The sequence below is a fragment of the Actinoplanes sp. NPDC049118 genome (assembly GCF_040648555.1).
In the GTDB taxonomy this organism is placed as follows: domain Bacteria; phylum Actinomycetota; class Actinomycetes; order Mycobacteriales; family Micromonosporaceae; genus Actinoplanes.
Map to the genome: position 1 here is coordinate 36,968 of NZ_JBEZDY010000014.1, position 14,917 is coordinate 51,884.

Genomic DNA, 14,917 nt, shown 5'->3' on the forward strand with positions numbered 1-14,917 from the left:
CTCAGCCTGCCGGCCGGCTGAGCCAGCGCCTGAGCTCGAGCGCCAGTTCGACGGCGAGCCGCCGGTCGCCTGGGCGATATCCGAGTAGCTCTGTCGCCCGGGCGACCCGTTGCAGCACGGTGTTGCGATGGGTGTGCAGCCGCTGGGCAGCACGCGGGGCGTTCTCGGCCTCCTCGAGAAAGACCCGCAGTGTCTCGCGTAGACGAGCGGCGGCCGGCGTGTCCTCGGCGAGCGGACCCAGCGTCGACCGGACGAAGTCGGTTGCCCGGCGCTGGTCATGGGCGGCCAGCGCGGTGACCTCCAGCGTCTGGTAGGTGGCGACGCGGCCGCCTTCGGAGTTGCCGGCGAGCAGCCCGTAGACGCTCAGCGCCGCCTCGTGCGTACGCCGGAAGCCGGCCCGCCCGGGGCGGGCCGGCCCGATGGCCACCCGGACGGATCCGGCGAGCGACTCGGCGGCCTCGGGCAGTTCCCGGGCCGCCGAGTCGTCGGCGCTCGCGATCCAGGCCCACAACAACGCCGGTCCGGCGCTGACCACCAGCGGTGGACGAGCGCCGATCGCCCGCGCCAGCGCGGACGCGGTCGACTCGAACAGACCGGGTCGTACCTCGGTGCCCTCACTCCACAGCACCAGCCCGGTGTGGTGCCGGGACAGGTCGTACCGAAGCCGCCTGCTGGCCACATCGTCGTCCAGGGGCGCCCCGTCGAGGATCAGTCGTACCGCTTCGGTCCGCCGCGTCAGGTCGCCGGAGACGATCGCGTCGCGTTCGCCGTGCATCTCGGCGATGACGCGGCCCAGCACCAGGTCGAGGTAGCTGGATTGCACCTGCAACGAGACGTCGAGGACCGTGACCAGGCCGGCGTTGAGACCCACGACCGTCTCCGCGCAGGCCCGCCAGCGCTGCCACGCGACCTGCTGCCCGCGCCGGTAGCTCCGGTAGGCCGCGTCCACCTCGATCCCGCGTCGCACCAGCGTGCGGGCGATGTCGAGCGCCTCCGGCGGGACCTCGACCGGCGGCGGGTCGTCGACATGGCGACCGAGCGCCACGAACCGCCGCAGAATGCTCCGCGTGCTCGCCCGCAGCTCGGCCATGATCGCCGGATCGGTGCTGAGAACAGGGGCGATCTCCATGATCGCGGCGTCGGTCTCGGATTCGATCGAGTCGAGGTCGGCCTCGAACAGTTCGGCGACCTCCGCCATGTAAACACCGAGTCGCCTCGCATCCACCGACTGAGTGTGCCACGGCACATTCGTATGTGGACACCCTGGGCGGCTGACCATTACCCACGGCCCAGGCCATTCCTACGCTTGCGCCAGCAAGCATTCCCCCCTCGCCTTTACCGCAAGGAGTGCCCTCGCATGTCCAGATATCCCGTCGTCGTCTACGGCGCCAGCGGCTACACCGGAATGCTGATCATCGACTGGCTTATCGATCAAGGTATTCCCTTCACCGCCATGGGTCGCGACGCCGACCGCATAAAGAGGAACATGTCCGAGCGCGTGGTCCGGCTCGAATCCGCGGAATACGAGATCGTCGAGTGCGAACACGACGTGAACGCGCTCGCCGCGGCCTTCTCCGGCGCCCGGATCGTCTGCAACACCGTCGGCCCATTCGTGAACTTCGGGCTCGTCGGCGTCGAGGCGGCGCTGCGCGCCGGATGCCACTACCTGGACACCACCGGCGAGCAGGCCTACGTGTTGAGGACCCGGGAACGGTTCGGCGCCGAGTTCGCCGAGGCCAACCTGGTCTGCGCGCCGTCCACCTCGTACATGTACACCCTCGCCGAGATCGCCGCCGAGCTCGCGCTCGAGGCGCCGGGTGTCGACATGCTGGAGACGACGACGATCTGCCGCGGCCCTCGGGCCGGCTCCGGCGTCACGGTCGGATCGACGGCGTCGATCTTCGAGCTCTTCCGCAACGACCAGTTCCACCTGTGGGACAACGAGATGGTCGCGCACGAGCCGGGCAAGGGCTACGAGATCAGCTCGTACGAGTATCTGACGCCGATCTTCGCCCTCCCGTGGGGCGGTACGTCGCTACCGGCCTTCTACCAGCACGATCCGCGGGTACGGTACTGCAACTCACTCGTCGGCTTCTACGACATGCAGATCATGCACAGGGTGGCCGCACTCTGGAAGCAGTGGGAGGCCGAGTACAAGCACCTGCCGACTGAGCAGCAGGACACCGTCCTCGCGCAGCTGGTGGACTCCACGACGCCGGGCATGCCGCCGCGCGAGCGGACCACGGTGCAGCGGTCCACCGACATCGCGATCGGCCACGGGGCACTGACCTCCATCCGCGCGACGGTCCACAGCGTGACCCCGTACATCACGACCGGCGCGCTGCAGGCGGCGTGCGTCATCCGGCTGCTCAACGACGACTTCGCGAAGCCCGGCTTCACCTCCGCGAGCAAGGCCTTCGGGCACCGCTACCTGCTCGGCTTCCTGGAACAGCGCGGCCTTGCCGGCGCTTCGGTCCGCTAGAGGGGTCGGTATGGCCATCATCGACCTCTTCGACCGGGGCTGGAGCGCCAACCCCGACGGCATCGCCTATATCGCCGGCGACCGTACCTACGGTTTCGACGAGATCGGCCGGCTCTCCTGCCGAATCGCGAACGCGCTGCTCGACCTCGGCCTGCCCACCGCGACCAAGGGCGCGGTACTCGCAGGCAACGACCCCATCGCCTGGACCTGCGTGCTCGGACTGTGGCGCGCCGGGTTCGCGTGGGTACCGGTCAACCCCCGCAACGGCATCGAGGCGAACATCGCCATCCTCGATGACTTCGACTGCGAGGTGCTGTTCTTCCAGGCCGCGTTCGCGCCGGTCATCGAGCAACTCAAGACAGCCCTGCCCAAGATCAAGAACTGGGTCTGCGTGGAGTCCGCCACCGCCGGGTGCCCGCCGCTCGGCGAATGGATCGACGGCCGGCCCGACGCCGCGCCGTTCGTCGAACACCACCCCGACGGGGTCGTCGCCGTGATGCCCACCGGCGGCACCACCGGCAAGCCCAAGGGCGTCATGAACACCAACCGCAGCTTCCAGACCTTCGCCGCAAACTTCATGATCACCTGTAGTTACCGGGCCGACGAACCCGTGGTGAATCTCGCGGCGGCGCCGATGACCCACACCGCGGGCGTCCTGTCGCTGCCGTGCAGCGCGCGCGGCGGCACCGTCGTCGTCCTGACGAAGCCGGAGCCCGCCGCGCTGCTCGACGTCATCGAGCAGCACCGCGTTACCGAGCTGTTCCTGCCGCCGACCGTCATCTACCGCCTCCTCGACGAGCCGGGCCTCGCCGGCCGGGACTTCTCCTCCCTGAGGTACTTCATCTCCGGCGCGGCCCCGCTGTCGATCGACAAGCTCAAGCAGGCGATCGCGGTCTTCGGCCCGGTGATGATGCAGGGCTACGGCCAGACCGAGGCACCCGCGTCGATCGCCATGCTGCGCCCGGAGGAATACCTGACCGACGGCAAGCCGGCCGGCGACCTGCGCCTGTCCGCGTGCGGACGGCCGACGCCGATGGTGCGCGTCGCCATTCTCGACCAGCACGGGGCGGACCTGCCGACCGGCAAGCCGGGTGAGATCTGCGTGACCGGCGATCTGGTGATGAAGGGCTACTACAACGACCCCGAGCAGACCGCGAACACGATCGTCGGCGGCTGGCTGCACACCGGCGACATCGGATACCAGGACGCCGAGGGCTACCTGCACATCACCGACCGCAGCAAAGACATGATCATTACCGGCGGCTTCAACGTCTACCCAAGCGAGATCGAGCAGGTCATCTGGGGCCATCCGGCGGTGCGCGACTGCTCGGTGATCGGAGTTCCGGACGACGACTGGGGCGAGGCCGTCAAAGCCGTCGTCGAGCTGCATCCGGGCGAGTCCGTCGATCCCGCCGCCCTGGTCCAGCTCTGCAAGGACAAGCTCGGCAGCATCAAGGCGCCGAAAACGGTCGACCTGGTCGACTCCCTTCCCCGCAGCCCGGTGGGCAAGGTCCTCAAGAGCGAACTGCGAAGCCCGTACTGGAGTGGTCATGAACGCCGCATCTGACACGCACGCCTACCGCGGCCGGATCTGTGTCGTCACCGGCGCCGCATCCGGGATCGGCCGGGCGCTCGCCGTCCAGCTCGCCGAGGCCGGCGCGATACTCGCGATCTCCGACGTCGACGCGGTGGGTCTCAAGGAGACGGCATCGCTGCTCCCGCCCGGCACCCGCGCGAGGACCACCCACCTGGACGTCTCGTCGAAGTCGGCCGTACAGGCCTACGCCGAGGCCGTGCTCGCCGAATTCGGGACCGCGCACTACGTCTTCAACAACGCCGGGGTGACTCTCGCGGCCACGATCGAGCACGCCCGGCTCGAGGAGTACGAGTGGCTGCTGGGGATCAACCTGTGGGGCCCGATCTATGGCACCAAGGCCTTCCTGCCGGCGATGCTGCGCCAGGGGCACGGGCACGTCGTCAACTTCTCCAGCGTGTTCGGATTCGTCACCGTTCCCACCCAGTCGGCGTACCACATCTCGAAGTTCGGCATCCGGGGATTCACCGAGTGTCTGTCCCGTGAGCTCGAGGGCACCGGCGTGTCGGCGACCATCGTCCACCCCGGCGGGATCGCCACCCGGATCGGCACGGATGCGCGGTTCGGCGTCGATGCCGGCCCGGCCGAGCGTCAGTTCATCGAAAAGATGTCCGCGCTGCTGAAGACGACACCGGAGCAGTGCGCGGGCGTGATCCTCGCCGGTGTCGCCCGCCGGAAGCGCCGGATCGTGGTGGGGGAGAGCGCCCGGGTGCTCGACCTGCTGCCTCGTCTCCTGCCGGTGCGCTACGGCGCGGTCCTGCGCCGCCTGCGCGGACTGTGAAGGGAGCGGACGATGACGACCGAGAACACCAACGTGACCGACCTCGACGCGGTCGCCCGCATGGGCTTCGCGGCCCTGGCCCGGCGCGACCTGAGCCGGCCCGAGCTGATCTGGGCCGACGACGCGGTCGATCACTTTCTGCCGGTCGGCGACGCCGTCGGCCGCGACGAGATCGTCGCCTTTTTCGCAGAGATGTTCGCCGCCCTGCCGGACTTCACCATCGAGGTCGAGCGCACGGTCGCCGCCGCGCCCTTCGTCGTCGTCCAGTGGCGCGGCACCGGCACCTTCACCGGCGGGAGATTCCAGGGCATCCGCGCCACCGGGCGAAAGATCGACTTCCGCGGCTGCGACGTGGTGGAGATCCGCGAGGGGCTCGTCGTCGACAACACCGTCTACTGGGACAACGCCGGATTCGCCCGTCAGGTGGGCCTGCTACCGCCGCTGGGGTCGTCGACCGACCGTTTGCTGCTGCGCGCGTTCAACGCCTCCACCTGGGTGCGGACCGTGGGCCGCCGGAAAGGCAGGAAGCACCATGCGTGAACTCTTCATCGCGGGCGCCCACGTCACGCCGTTCGGCAAGTACCACGGCCGCAACCTGCGATCGCTGGCCGCCGAAGGGGTCGCGGGCGTTCTCGCGGATGCGGGCGCGACGGCCGGCGACGTCGACGCCGTGTTCTTCGCCAACGCGGCGGAGGGCTACCTCACCGGGCAGGAGTGCATCCGCGGGCAGGTCGCACTGCAGGACACCGGGCTTCTCGGCAAGCCGATCGTGAACGTCGAGAACGCCTGCGCCTCCGGCTCGACCGCCTTCCACCTCGCCTGCGCCGCGGTGGCGTCCGGGTCGGCCGACGTGGCGCTGGCCATCGGCGCGGAGAAGCTCAGCAACCCCGACCGTGCCAGGACGTTCGGCGTCTTCACCACCGGCTGGGACGTCGAGAAGCGGGGCGGGCCGGACTCCTCGGCCGGCCAGTCCGCGTTCATGAACATATACGCCGACATGGCCACGGCCTACATGCGGCGCACCGGCGCGACGGCGGAGGACTTCGCCCGGGTGTCGGTGAAGGCGCACCAGTTCGGGGCACTGAACCCGAACGCGCAGTTCCGTGATCCGGTCACCGTCGACCAGGTGCTCGCCAGCCGAACGATATCCGGCCCGCTGACGCTGCTGATGTGCTCGCCGGTCGGCGACGGCGCGTCCGGCCTGATCGTCGCGTCCGCGGCAGGACTCGGGCGACTCAGTGGTGACCCGGTTCGGGTGCTGTCGAGCGTGCTGCGCTCCGCCCGGGTCGGTGGCGACGAGAGCGCGGTCGTGCGCGCGGCCCGCGCGGCCTACCGCCACGCCGGCCTCACCCCGGCCGACGTCGACGTGGTCGAGATCCACGACGGCGCCGCACCAGGTGAGCTGATCGTCTCCGAGGAACTCGGCATCGCCGAAGCCGGCAACGGACCGGCGCTGCTGCGCTCCGGAGCGACCTCGCTCGGCGGGCGGATACCGATCAACCCGAGCGGAGGGCTCCTCAGCCGGGGCCACCCAATCGGCGCCACCGGCTGCGCCCAGCTGGCCGAACTGACCGATCAGCTCCGCGGACGGTGCGGCGAGCGCCAGGTGCCCGGAGCGAACGTCGCCCTGGCCGAGAACGGCGGCGGCTTTCTGGGCGACGGCCCGGCCGCCGCCGTGGTCACCCTGCTCGGCCGGGCATCCCGGTCCTGACCCCCCGACCCGAAGGAGCACCCGTGCGTCTCCGAGCAGCTCTCGCGCTCACCATCACCCTCACCACGATCGGTGCCGGCATGACGCCGGCCGGCCCCGGTCTGGCGGCGACGAACGACTACGACACCGGCTATTCACTGGGTCAGCGAGCCTACGAGTACGGGCGCCCGCTGCTCGACACCGAGCGCGTCTTCACCACGGCGACCAGCATCGACATCTCGGACACCTCCGGCAACGGGCCGGTCAATCAGTTCAACAGCCTCCCGAAGCTCGTGGTGCCGAGTCCCACTCAGCGCACCGTCGTAACGCCGAACACCGACACCCTCTACTCCCTCGCCTGGCTCGACCTGGCCGAGGAACCGCAGATCATCCACGTGCCCGCGGTATCGGACCGCTTCTACGGGATGCAGCTGCTCTCGCCATGGACGGAGAACTTCTACAACATCACCTCCGCGCACGGCCCACCGACGACAGGCACCTACGAGCTCACCCGTGGTGGCGACTTCGCCGTGGTGCCACCCGGATTCGCCGGCACGCTCCCGGCCCGCGTCACCCGCATCGACTCGCCCTACCCACGCGTGTGGGTCGTCGGGCGAACGCTGATCCGGGGCGAGTCCGACACCGCAGCGGTCAACGCGATCCAGCGGCAGTACGGCATCGTGCCGTTGTCACGCTACGGCCAGCCGTACGTGCCGCCGCCCGTAGACCCGAACGCCACTGCCACCTTCGCCGCCATCCCCGGCACCCGCCCCGGCGACGACCCGCTCGACTACTACACCGCCCTGAACCGGGAGCTGCAGCTCTTCGCGCCGCCCGCAGCGGACCGGCCGTTGCTGGAGCAGCTCGAGACGATCGGTGTCGGCCCGGGACTCGATCCCGGCACCGACCCGAATCTCAGCGCCGACACGCTGCGCGGGATGCGCGACGCCGTCACCCACGGCCCGGCGAACATCGCCACGGCGCTGAACCAGCTCTACGGCGTGAACGCCCCGGCACACAACGGCTATCTCGTGGTTCCCACCGGAACCTACGGAACGAACTACCGGTTGCGCGCGATCATCGATGTGATCGGCCTCGGCGCCCTGGTGCCGAACGTCGCCGTCTACCCGATCGCCCTGACCGACGCCACGCTCACCACGCTGACCGGGGCGAACAGGTACGTCCTGCACATGCCGGCTTCGAAGCTGCCGCCGGTGGACGCGTTCTGGTCGCTGACGATGTACGACGCACAGGGCTACTTCGTCCCTAACCCCCTCGACAGATTCGTCGTCAACGACCGGTCCGACCTGTACCGCAACCGTGACGGGTCGATCGACATCTACGTTCAGCACGCCCGGCCCGAGAGGGCCAGGCAGGCAAGGAACTGGTTGCCCGCCCCCACCGGCAACTTCCGACTGGTCTGGCGTCTCTACAACCCACGGACCAGGGCCGTACCCGGCATCCTCTCCGGGAACGGGTGGAAACCACCCAAGATCCAGCGATGTGCCACCGACCGTACGGCATTCGCGCACTAGACGAAGGCGGGCGGGAGCCGCGGCACCGCGGCTCCCGCCCAGCCGTCTCCATACGGAGGCTTTCAATGGACTCCGGTTCCAGCGGGCCGCAAAGACTGGAGCGACTGGCCGCGGCTCGGACCGTGGACATCGCTCATCTGATGAGCGCGCGGATGCCGCAGCTGACCCGTACCCTGCACGCCCGGCTGGCAGTCTCGATCAAGGAACTGCGGGGGGATCGCCAGATCCTCGAGCTGCTTGCGACAGGCATCGAAAGCAACCTGGAGACCCTCGGCCACGTCCTGCGATTCGACATCTCGATCGACGAGGTCACGCCCCCGGCCGCGGCACTGGAGTACGCCCGGCGGCTGGCACAGCACGGGGTCTCACCGCAGGCCCTTGCCCGCGCATTCCGGCTCGCGCAGGAGTTGGTTTTGGACTGGGCGTTCAACGAGACCATCAGACGGGAGCCGGATCCCCGAGTGGCGCTCGCCGCCAGCAGGCTGTTCGTGCGAACCACGTTCCGCTTCGTCGACGTTCTGCTCGAGCAACTGATCATCGAGTACGAGTCGGAGCGGGTGCGATGGCTCGACAACCGCAACCATGTACGCACAGCCATGGCCAACGAGCTTCTCGCTGGCGCCAGCGTCGACATCGCATCGGCCGAGACGGCCCTCGCCTACCGACTCGGGCGGCGCCACCTCGGCGTGGTGCTCTGGACGAACGAGCATACCCCACCCGCCGCCGGCTTCCAGGGCCTCGAACCACTGCTCGTACGCATGAGCGAGTCCGTGGGAGCCTCAGGCCACCCGCTGTACGTCCCGAACGACGGCTCCACCGGCTGGGGCTGGATCCCGCTCGGACACCTCGCCCAGCCTCCCGACCTCAGCAGACTCCCGTCCTTGTTGGAGAGAACCGGACGTCACGTGTACGCGGCCCTGGGCACACCCGCGTGCGGCATTTCCGGCTTCCGCGCGACGCACATCGAGGCCGACCGGACACGACAGATAATGATGCACTCGCCGGACCGTGCCCCGCGACTGACCTCGTTCACCGACCCCGGCGTACGCGCCGCCGCGATGCTCAGCCTGGATCTCGAGGCGGCCCGGCGGCTGGTCGAGACCGCGCTCGGGCCGCTCTCCACCGACACCGCACAGGCGGCCAGGCTACGGGACACCCTGCTGACTTTCCTCGCGGAGAGGTGCAGCTACACCGCGACGGCGGAGCGGGTGAACCTGCACAAGAGCACTGTGCGATATCGCGTGGAGAAGGCTATCGCCACGCGCGGACGGCCGATCCACGACGAGCGACTCGACCTCGAGCTCGCCCTCGTGGCATGCCGCTGGCTCGGCAGCCAGGTCCTGAAGACGAAGACCAGCGGATGAGCGCGACCGGCACCCCCAACGACGGTGGTGCCGGTCGGCTCTAGCCGGTCATGATGCGAAGTACGAGCCTCCGGTGGACGTCATGTGTGCCTTGAGGCGGGCCAGGCAGGTGCCGGCGAGGTAGCCGACGACGGTGCACTGCACGCCTTGCGGTGTCGAGGTGCCGAGCATGTTGGGTGTCACGGCGAATCCGTGCGGGATGTCGATGAACGCCGAGTCGGGCATCGCTGTCAGTCCGAACGGGTCGAGGGTCGACTGCGGGCCCTGGAAGCACGGGGCTCCGGTCCGGTAGGGGCTCGGGTACAGGCCGCCCTTGTAGGTGGGCGCCGGGCCGTTGACCCGTGCCAGCAGCATGTTGGCGTACTGGGGGCCGGCCTGGTTGCCCTCGATCAGGTTCCACCCGCGGGCGTTGGCCAGAGCAAAGACCACACGCCGCTCCACCGGGCTCAGGCTGCGCGGCCAGACCACGATCGTCGCGCCGCCGGCGGCGTCGGTCTTGATGTCCTCATTGCCGATCGAGTAGGAGAACGGTGAGCCCTTCCGGAAGATCGAGGTGAGCTGGCCGTACATGGAGTAGCTGAGTGCGCCGACCTCGGTCTCCTGGAACACCGCGTCAGGCGCCGGCGTGTGCGACTTGTACTGCGCGACCTGAGGCACCCGAACCAGCGCGATCCGTCTCGGGTTGATGCGGGCCTGGACGTAGTTGGCGCAGTTGTCCGTCGGGTTCGGGACGGCGTTGTTCGGTGCCCGGGTGCCGTCGGACGGGACGCGGTAGAACTCGACCAGCTCCGGGTTTTCCTTCGGCGCCCAGTACTGCCTGCCGCCGTTGATCTGCGGGAACATCGGCCGGATCGGGTTGGGGATCAGATTGCTGCCGGTGAGCCCGGCGACGTTCCAGGGCGATGCCTCCTGGATCTCGTCGCGTGCCAGCTGGACGTCGCCGCAGGCGATCGGCTGCCCGGTGTGCACGTTGTAGGCACGCACGTCGGGCCACGCGGTCTTCGTCGGGCCGCCGGTGCCGCTCATGTCATAGCCGGCGTAGGCGTTGTAGTTGCGCGCGAGCAGGAACCACTCGTTGTTTCCGGCCTGCCAGCTGATGCGGTTGGCGATGCTCGCGAATCTCGGCGCCATCGTCGTGACCGAGTCAGCGGTCAGCAGCGCCGTGTAGTGCCGCTTCTTCGCGTGGATCGGCGTGCCCACGGTGAACGGGTTGACACTGCCCGCGTCGGGCGTTATCTGCCCGTAGGTGAGGCCCCTCGGCAGGACGGATTGTTCCGGATACAGGAACAGGCCGCCGTACGCGGTGAACGGGAAGTCCTGGCTGATCACGAACGCGACGTCGTCCACGTTGGGCACGCTCTTGTTCGAGGTCAGCGCCCAGTATCCGGAATACGGGCTGGCCAGGACGGGCGACTGAATCCGGTTCGCCCAGATCATCAGGACCGCGCACTGGTTCCGTGCGAGTCCACCGCGACCGCCGCCGGTGGCTTGGGCCGGGCTGGTGGTGAGGGTGAGCGGTAGGGCGAGGATGAGCGCCAGCGCGCTTCCCAGCAAACCCTTGAGTGTTCTTACCTTCTTCGGTTTCACGGTTTGCTCCTTTGCGGTCGGAACAGGTTGAGGCAGGCCTGAGCAGTGCGTTCGCCGGACTGAATCGCGCCGTCCACGTATCCGATGTGCGTGTCGGCCGTTTCGGTGCCCGCCCAGTGGATGCGGCCGACCGGCTCGCGCAGGGCGGGTCCGAACCAGCCCAGGACACCGGGGCCGGCGACAGCCGGATATCCGCCTCGCTGCCACGGAGCGTTGGGCCAGACCCGTTCCACGTAATGGATGGGGTTCTTCGCATGGGGGCCGAGATAGAAGGCGAGATCGTTCAGGACCTTGGCGCGGCGGTCCGCCGCTGGCCGGTCGGCCCATGCCTGGGCGCCGCCGCCCGCCCAGAAGCCCACCAGGGTCCCGGTCGTGCTTCCCGGGGCCGACCAGTCGAGCCAGAAGCACGTCTCGATGCGATCGGAGAAGATGGACCCGCTCAGGCCCTGTTGGCGCCAGAACGGCGTCCGGTACTGGACGAAGACCTTGATGATGCTGCCCATCGGCATGCGCTGGGTGAGCTGGTCGCGTAGCTGGGGTAGCGGGGGATCGTAGGAGATTCGTGCCGCCAGCGGCGGGGGCGCGGTCACGACGGCCAGCCGAGCCTTCCAGACGCCGGCGTCGGACGTGACAGTCACACCCCTGGCATTCTGGGCGATCGAGCGCACCGGCGCGTCCACGACGACGGCGTCGCCGAGCTCCCTGGCCATCTTGTCGGCGAGTTGCCAGATACCGCCGCTGAGTAGGCTCTCCTGGCTGCCGCCGGTGGTGCTGATCATGTGGATGATGCCCTCGGCGGTGGCGGCCAGGAGCAGGAAGCTCAGCAGGGACAGCTGGGCGGTGTCGACGCAGTACACCACGCGGACGATCTCCCGATAGGTCGACCGGGCCGGCTCGGAGGTCGTGGCGTCCTGAAGCCAGGTCTCGAAGGTCTGGCTGTCCAGGGCCTGGGCGTCGGGGGTCTTCCACGGCTCGGCGACGTTGACCGTCCGGGTCAACTGGTTCAGCGCGATGGTGACCCGGTTGAACTCCATCCGGTCCGGGAGCTCGAGGGGCAGATTCTGCCCTTCGGTGTAGGTGGCGATCCGCCCTTCGATGTCGAGGATGTGGTTGCCGGCGGTGTATTGCAGGTATGTCGTGACCCCCAGCTCGGCAGCCAGTGCCAGGATGTGGTCCTGGCCGGGCCCTACCCACTGCCCGCCGAGATCCACGACATGCCCCACGATCCGTCCGGGCATGGTACGGCCGCCGACTCGGTCGTCGGCCTCTAGCACGACGACCGAGATCCCGGCCTGCGTAAGCTTGCGAGCGGTGGTGAGGCCGGCGAATCCGGCGCCGACCACAACGACGTCGACCGTGGCAGGGCGGCCGCTCGTGGGAAGTTCTCTCGCCCCGCTGTACGCGGCGAGTGCCGCCGCCGCGCCGGCTCCCTGAATCAGACCGCGGCGGGTCACGTTGGACATGACAGCTCCTTCCGGTGGTTCTGGACTCGGTGACGAACACGACCGGCACCCGGGATGGCGATGCCGGTCGTGTCATCCGAGCAGGGGAACGGGCTAGTGGGTCAGGAAGCGAAGTAGGAGCCGCCGGTCGACGTCATGTACGTCTTGAGGCGGGCCAGGCAGGTGCCGGCGAGGTAGCCGACGACGGTGCACTGCACGCCCTGCGGCGTCGAGGTGCCGAGCATGGCCGGCGTCACCGCGAACCCGTGCGGGATCTCGATGAACGGCGAGTCCGGTATCGCCGTCAGGCCGAACGGGTCGAGCACCGACTGCGGGCCCTGGAAGCACGGGGCACCGTTGCGGTAGGGGGTCGGGTACAGACCGCCCCGGTAGGATTGCGATGGGCCGTTGACGCGCACCGTGAGCATGTTGGCGTACTGCGGGCCGTCCTGGTTGCCCTCGAGCAGGTTCCACCCGCGGGCGTTGGCCAGGGCGAACACGGCCCGCCGCTCCAGCGCGGTGAGGTTGCGCGGCCAGATCACGATCGTCGCGCCGCCGGTGGCGTCGGTTTTGATTTCCTCGTTGCCGATCGAGTACGAGAACGGCGAACCCTGCCGGTAGGTCGAGGTCAGCTGACCATAGGCGGAGTAGCTGAGCGCCCCGACCTCGGTCTCCTCGAACACCGCGTTCGGCGCCGGCGTGTGCGATTTGTACTGCCCGACGTATGGGACGCGGACCAGGGCGATCTGCCTGGAGTTCAGGCGTGCCTCGATGTAGTTGGCGCAGTTGTCCGAAGGTTCCGGGACCGTGTTGTTCGGAGCCCGGGTACCGTTGCCCGGCATCCGGTAGAACTCGACCAGACCTGGGTTCTCCTTCGGCGGCCAGTACTGCTTTCCGCCGTTGATCTGCGGGAACATCGGCCGGATCGGGTTCGGGATCAGGTTGTCGCCGGTGACCCCCGCGACGTTCCACGGCGACGCTTGCTGGATCTCGTCGCGTGCGGCCTGGGCACCCTCGCATGCGACCGGCCTACCGGTACGGACGTTGAAGGCGCGCACATCGGCCCATTTGGTCTTCGTCGGCCCACCCGTGCCACTCATGGCGTAGCCGGCGTAGGCGTTGTAGTTACGCGCGAGCAGGAACCAGTCGTTGGTCCCGGCCGGCCATTTCGCGTGGTTGGGGATGCGCGCCAGGCTCGGTGCCATCGTGGTGACCGAGTCGGCGGTCAGCAGCGCGGTGTAGTGCCGGTTCTTGGCATGGATCGGCGTACCCACGGTGAACGGATTGACGTTGCCCGGGTCGGGTGTCATCTGCCCGTAGGTGAACCCGGACGGAAGCTCGGACGGCGCGGGATACATGAAGAGACCGCCGTACGCGGTGAACGGGAAGTCCTGACTGACCACGAACGCCACGTCGTCCACATTCGGCACCTGCTTGTTCGGCGCCAGCGCCCAGTACCCAGAGTACGGGCTGCCCAGGCCCGGCGACTGGATCGTGGTCATCCACAACATCATCACCGCGCACTGGTTACGCGCGAGTCCACCGCGACCGCCACCGCCGGCATGGGCCGGGCTGGTAGTGAGGATGAGCGGCAGCGCCAGGATGACGGCCAACGCACCTCCGAGCAGTCGCTTGAGCGTTCTTGATTCTCTCGGTTTCACGGATTGCTCCTTTGCAGTCGGTGATATTTCCTTTCAGGCGAAGCCCGGACAGCGTCAATCGGCCGTATTCGGGATACGGCAATCGGCGATCCGGTCGATGATCAGTGAATGTGATTCCTCGCCTTGAGGACGCGAAGCTCCGGTGAGTCAAATGCTAGGTACGGCCTTCTCGATTCTCAAGCATCTATTCGCATTGCAGAAAGCAGATGGTGCCAGACCGCGGCCGAGCTCTATCCAGATCGGAGGATGAAAGCCGTCGATTTGGCGGCTCGTCATTCTTCCCGCCGCAGATACATGATCGATGACATCCGATGACCGAAGATCCGGCAGACCACGACCCGCTTCTTCATCCTATTCGGATGTAGGCGCTGGCAGCTGTCTGCTGTATCAGGGCGTCCAACTCGGGATCATCGCCGGTGGTCGAGGCCGCCTCGAGCAGTTCGGCGATCCGATCGTCGGCCAGCGCGCTGCGGGTACTGGACAGGCGCGCCGGTTTGGCGACCTCCGCCGCCGGGTTCGCCGCCTCGGTGATGATCCCGTCCGCGACCGCCCGTTTGTACAGGCACCGCAACGCCGCGATCTGATGTTCGCTCGCGCTGCGCCCACCTCGGCTGTTGCGCCGCTGTATGGCGTTCGCCTGGGTTTCGCGGTCGAGGGCCTCGATCTTGGTCGGGTGATCTCGTCCGGCCGCCGATCGCCCCACTTGGCGACGGCTAACTCGTTAGGCTGCGACTGAACGCTGGATTTCATCCCTCGGGAATGAGGTCACGACGCGCTTGCC

12 protein-coding genes are annotated in these 14,917 nt (G+C 68.3%); 7 read left to right on the top strand and 5 right to left on the bottom strand.

Annotated elements, in window-relative coordinates:
- Window position 1 precedes the first annotated feature (1 nt).
- Window positions 2-1,225, bottom strand: coding sequence for a helix-turn-helix domain-containing protein (locus tag AB0B58_RS22695; RefSeq protein ID WP_360226769.1), 1,224 nt, complete (start codon window positions 1,223-1,225; stop codon window positions 2-4).
- A 132-nt stretch (window positions 1,226-1,357) separates the two neighbouring features.
- Here AB0B58_RS22695 and AB0B58_RS22700 point away from each other — a divergent pair, with 132 nt between their 5' ends.
- The 7 genes from AB0B58_RS22700 to AB0B58_RS22730 all read left to right on the top strand — a co-directional run bounded on the left by AB0B58_RS22700 (window position 1,358) and on the right by AB0B58_RS22730 (window position 9,446).
- Entirely contained in the window at window positions 1,358-2,482 is a 1,125-nt protein-coding gene (locus AB0B58_RS22700) for a DUF5938 domain-containing protein (RefSeq protein ID WP_360226772.1), read from the top strand.
- A 10-nt stretch (window positions 2,483-2,492) separates the two neighbouring features.
- Window positions 2,493-4,049 carry an AMP-binding protein gene (locus tag AB0B58_RS22705; RefSeq protein WP_360226775.1) on the top strand — a complete coding sequence of 519 codons (1,557 nt, stop codon included), beginning with the start codon at window positions 2,493-2,495 and terminating at the stop codon, window positions 4,047-4,049.
- Window positions 4,033-4,857 carry an SDR family oxidoreductase gene (locus AB0B58_RS22710; protein WP_360226778.1) on the top strand — a complete coding sequence of 275 codons (825 nt, stop codon included), beginning with the start codon at window positions 4,033-4,035 and terminating at the stop codon, window positions 4,855-4,857. Before AB0B58_RS22705 ends, AB0B58_RS22710 begins: the two co-directional genes overlap by 17 nt.
- 12 nt (window positions 4,858-4,869) lie before the next feature.
- Window positions 4,870-5,397, top strand: coding sequence for an ester cyclase (locus AB0B58_RS22715; RefSeq protein WP_360226781.1), 528 nt, complete (start codon window positions 4,870-4,872; stop codon window positions 5,395-5,397).
- Window positions 5,390-6,568: a thiolase family protein gene (locus AB0B58_RS22720; RefSeq protein ID WP_360226784.1), complete on the top strand. Its 1,179-nt coding sequence runs from the start codon at window positions 5,390-5,392 to the stop codon at window positions 6,566-6,568. The genes AB0B58_RS22715 and AB0B58_RS22720 overlap by 8 nt, the downstream gene beginning before the upstream one ends.
- A gap of 23 nt (window positions 6,569-6,591) precedes the next feature.
- Entirely contained in the window at window positions 6,592-8,082 is a 1,491-nt protein-coding gene (locus AB0B58_RS22725; protein ID WP_360226787.1) for a DUF1254 domain-containing protein, read from the top strand.
- A gap of 140 nt (window positions 8,083-8,222) precedes the next feature.
- Complete coding sequence (locus AB0B58_RS22730) at window positions 8,223-9,446, top strand: helix-turn-helix domain-containing protein (RefSeq protein ID WP_360226790.1); 1,224 nt, start codon at window positions 8,223-8,225, stop codon at window positions 9,444-9,446.
- Between the two features lie 48 nt (window positions 9,447-9,494).
- Here the strand turns inward: AB0B58_RS22730 and AB0B58_RS22735 are convergent, their stop codons facing one another.
- From AB0B58_RS22735 to AB0B58_RS22750, 4 genes are all read right to left on the bottom strand, one after another.
- On the bottom strand, window positions 9,495-11,033 hold the full coding sequence (locus AB0B58_RS22735; RefSeq protein WP_360226793.1) for a hypothetical protein: 1,539 nt from the start codon (window positions 11,031-11,033) through the stop codon (window positions 9,495-9,497).
- Entirely contained in the window at window positions 11,030-12,496 is a 1,467-nt protein-coding gene (locus AB0B58_RS22740) for an FAD-dependent oxidoreductase (RefSeq protein ID WP_360226796.1), read from the bottom strand. The genes AB0B58_RS22735 and AB0B58_RS22740 overlap by 4 nt, the downstream gene beginning before the upstream one ends.
- Before the next feature lie 101 nt (window positions 12,497-12,597).
- On the bottom strand, window positions 12,598-13,977 hold the full coding sequence (locus tag AB0B58_RS22745; RefSeq protein WP_360226799.1) for a hypothetical protein: 1,380 nt from the start codon (window positions 13,975-13,977) through the stop codon (window positions 12,598-12,600).
- 505 nt (window positions 13,978-14,482) lie between these two features.
- Complete coding sequence (locus AB0B58_RS22750) at window positions 14,483-14,839, bottom strand: hypothetical protein (protein ID WP_360226802.1); 357 nt, start codon at window positions 14,837-14,839, stop codon at window positions 14,483-14,485.
- Window positions 14,840-14,917 lie beyond the last annotated feature (78 nt).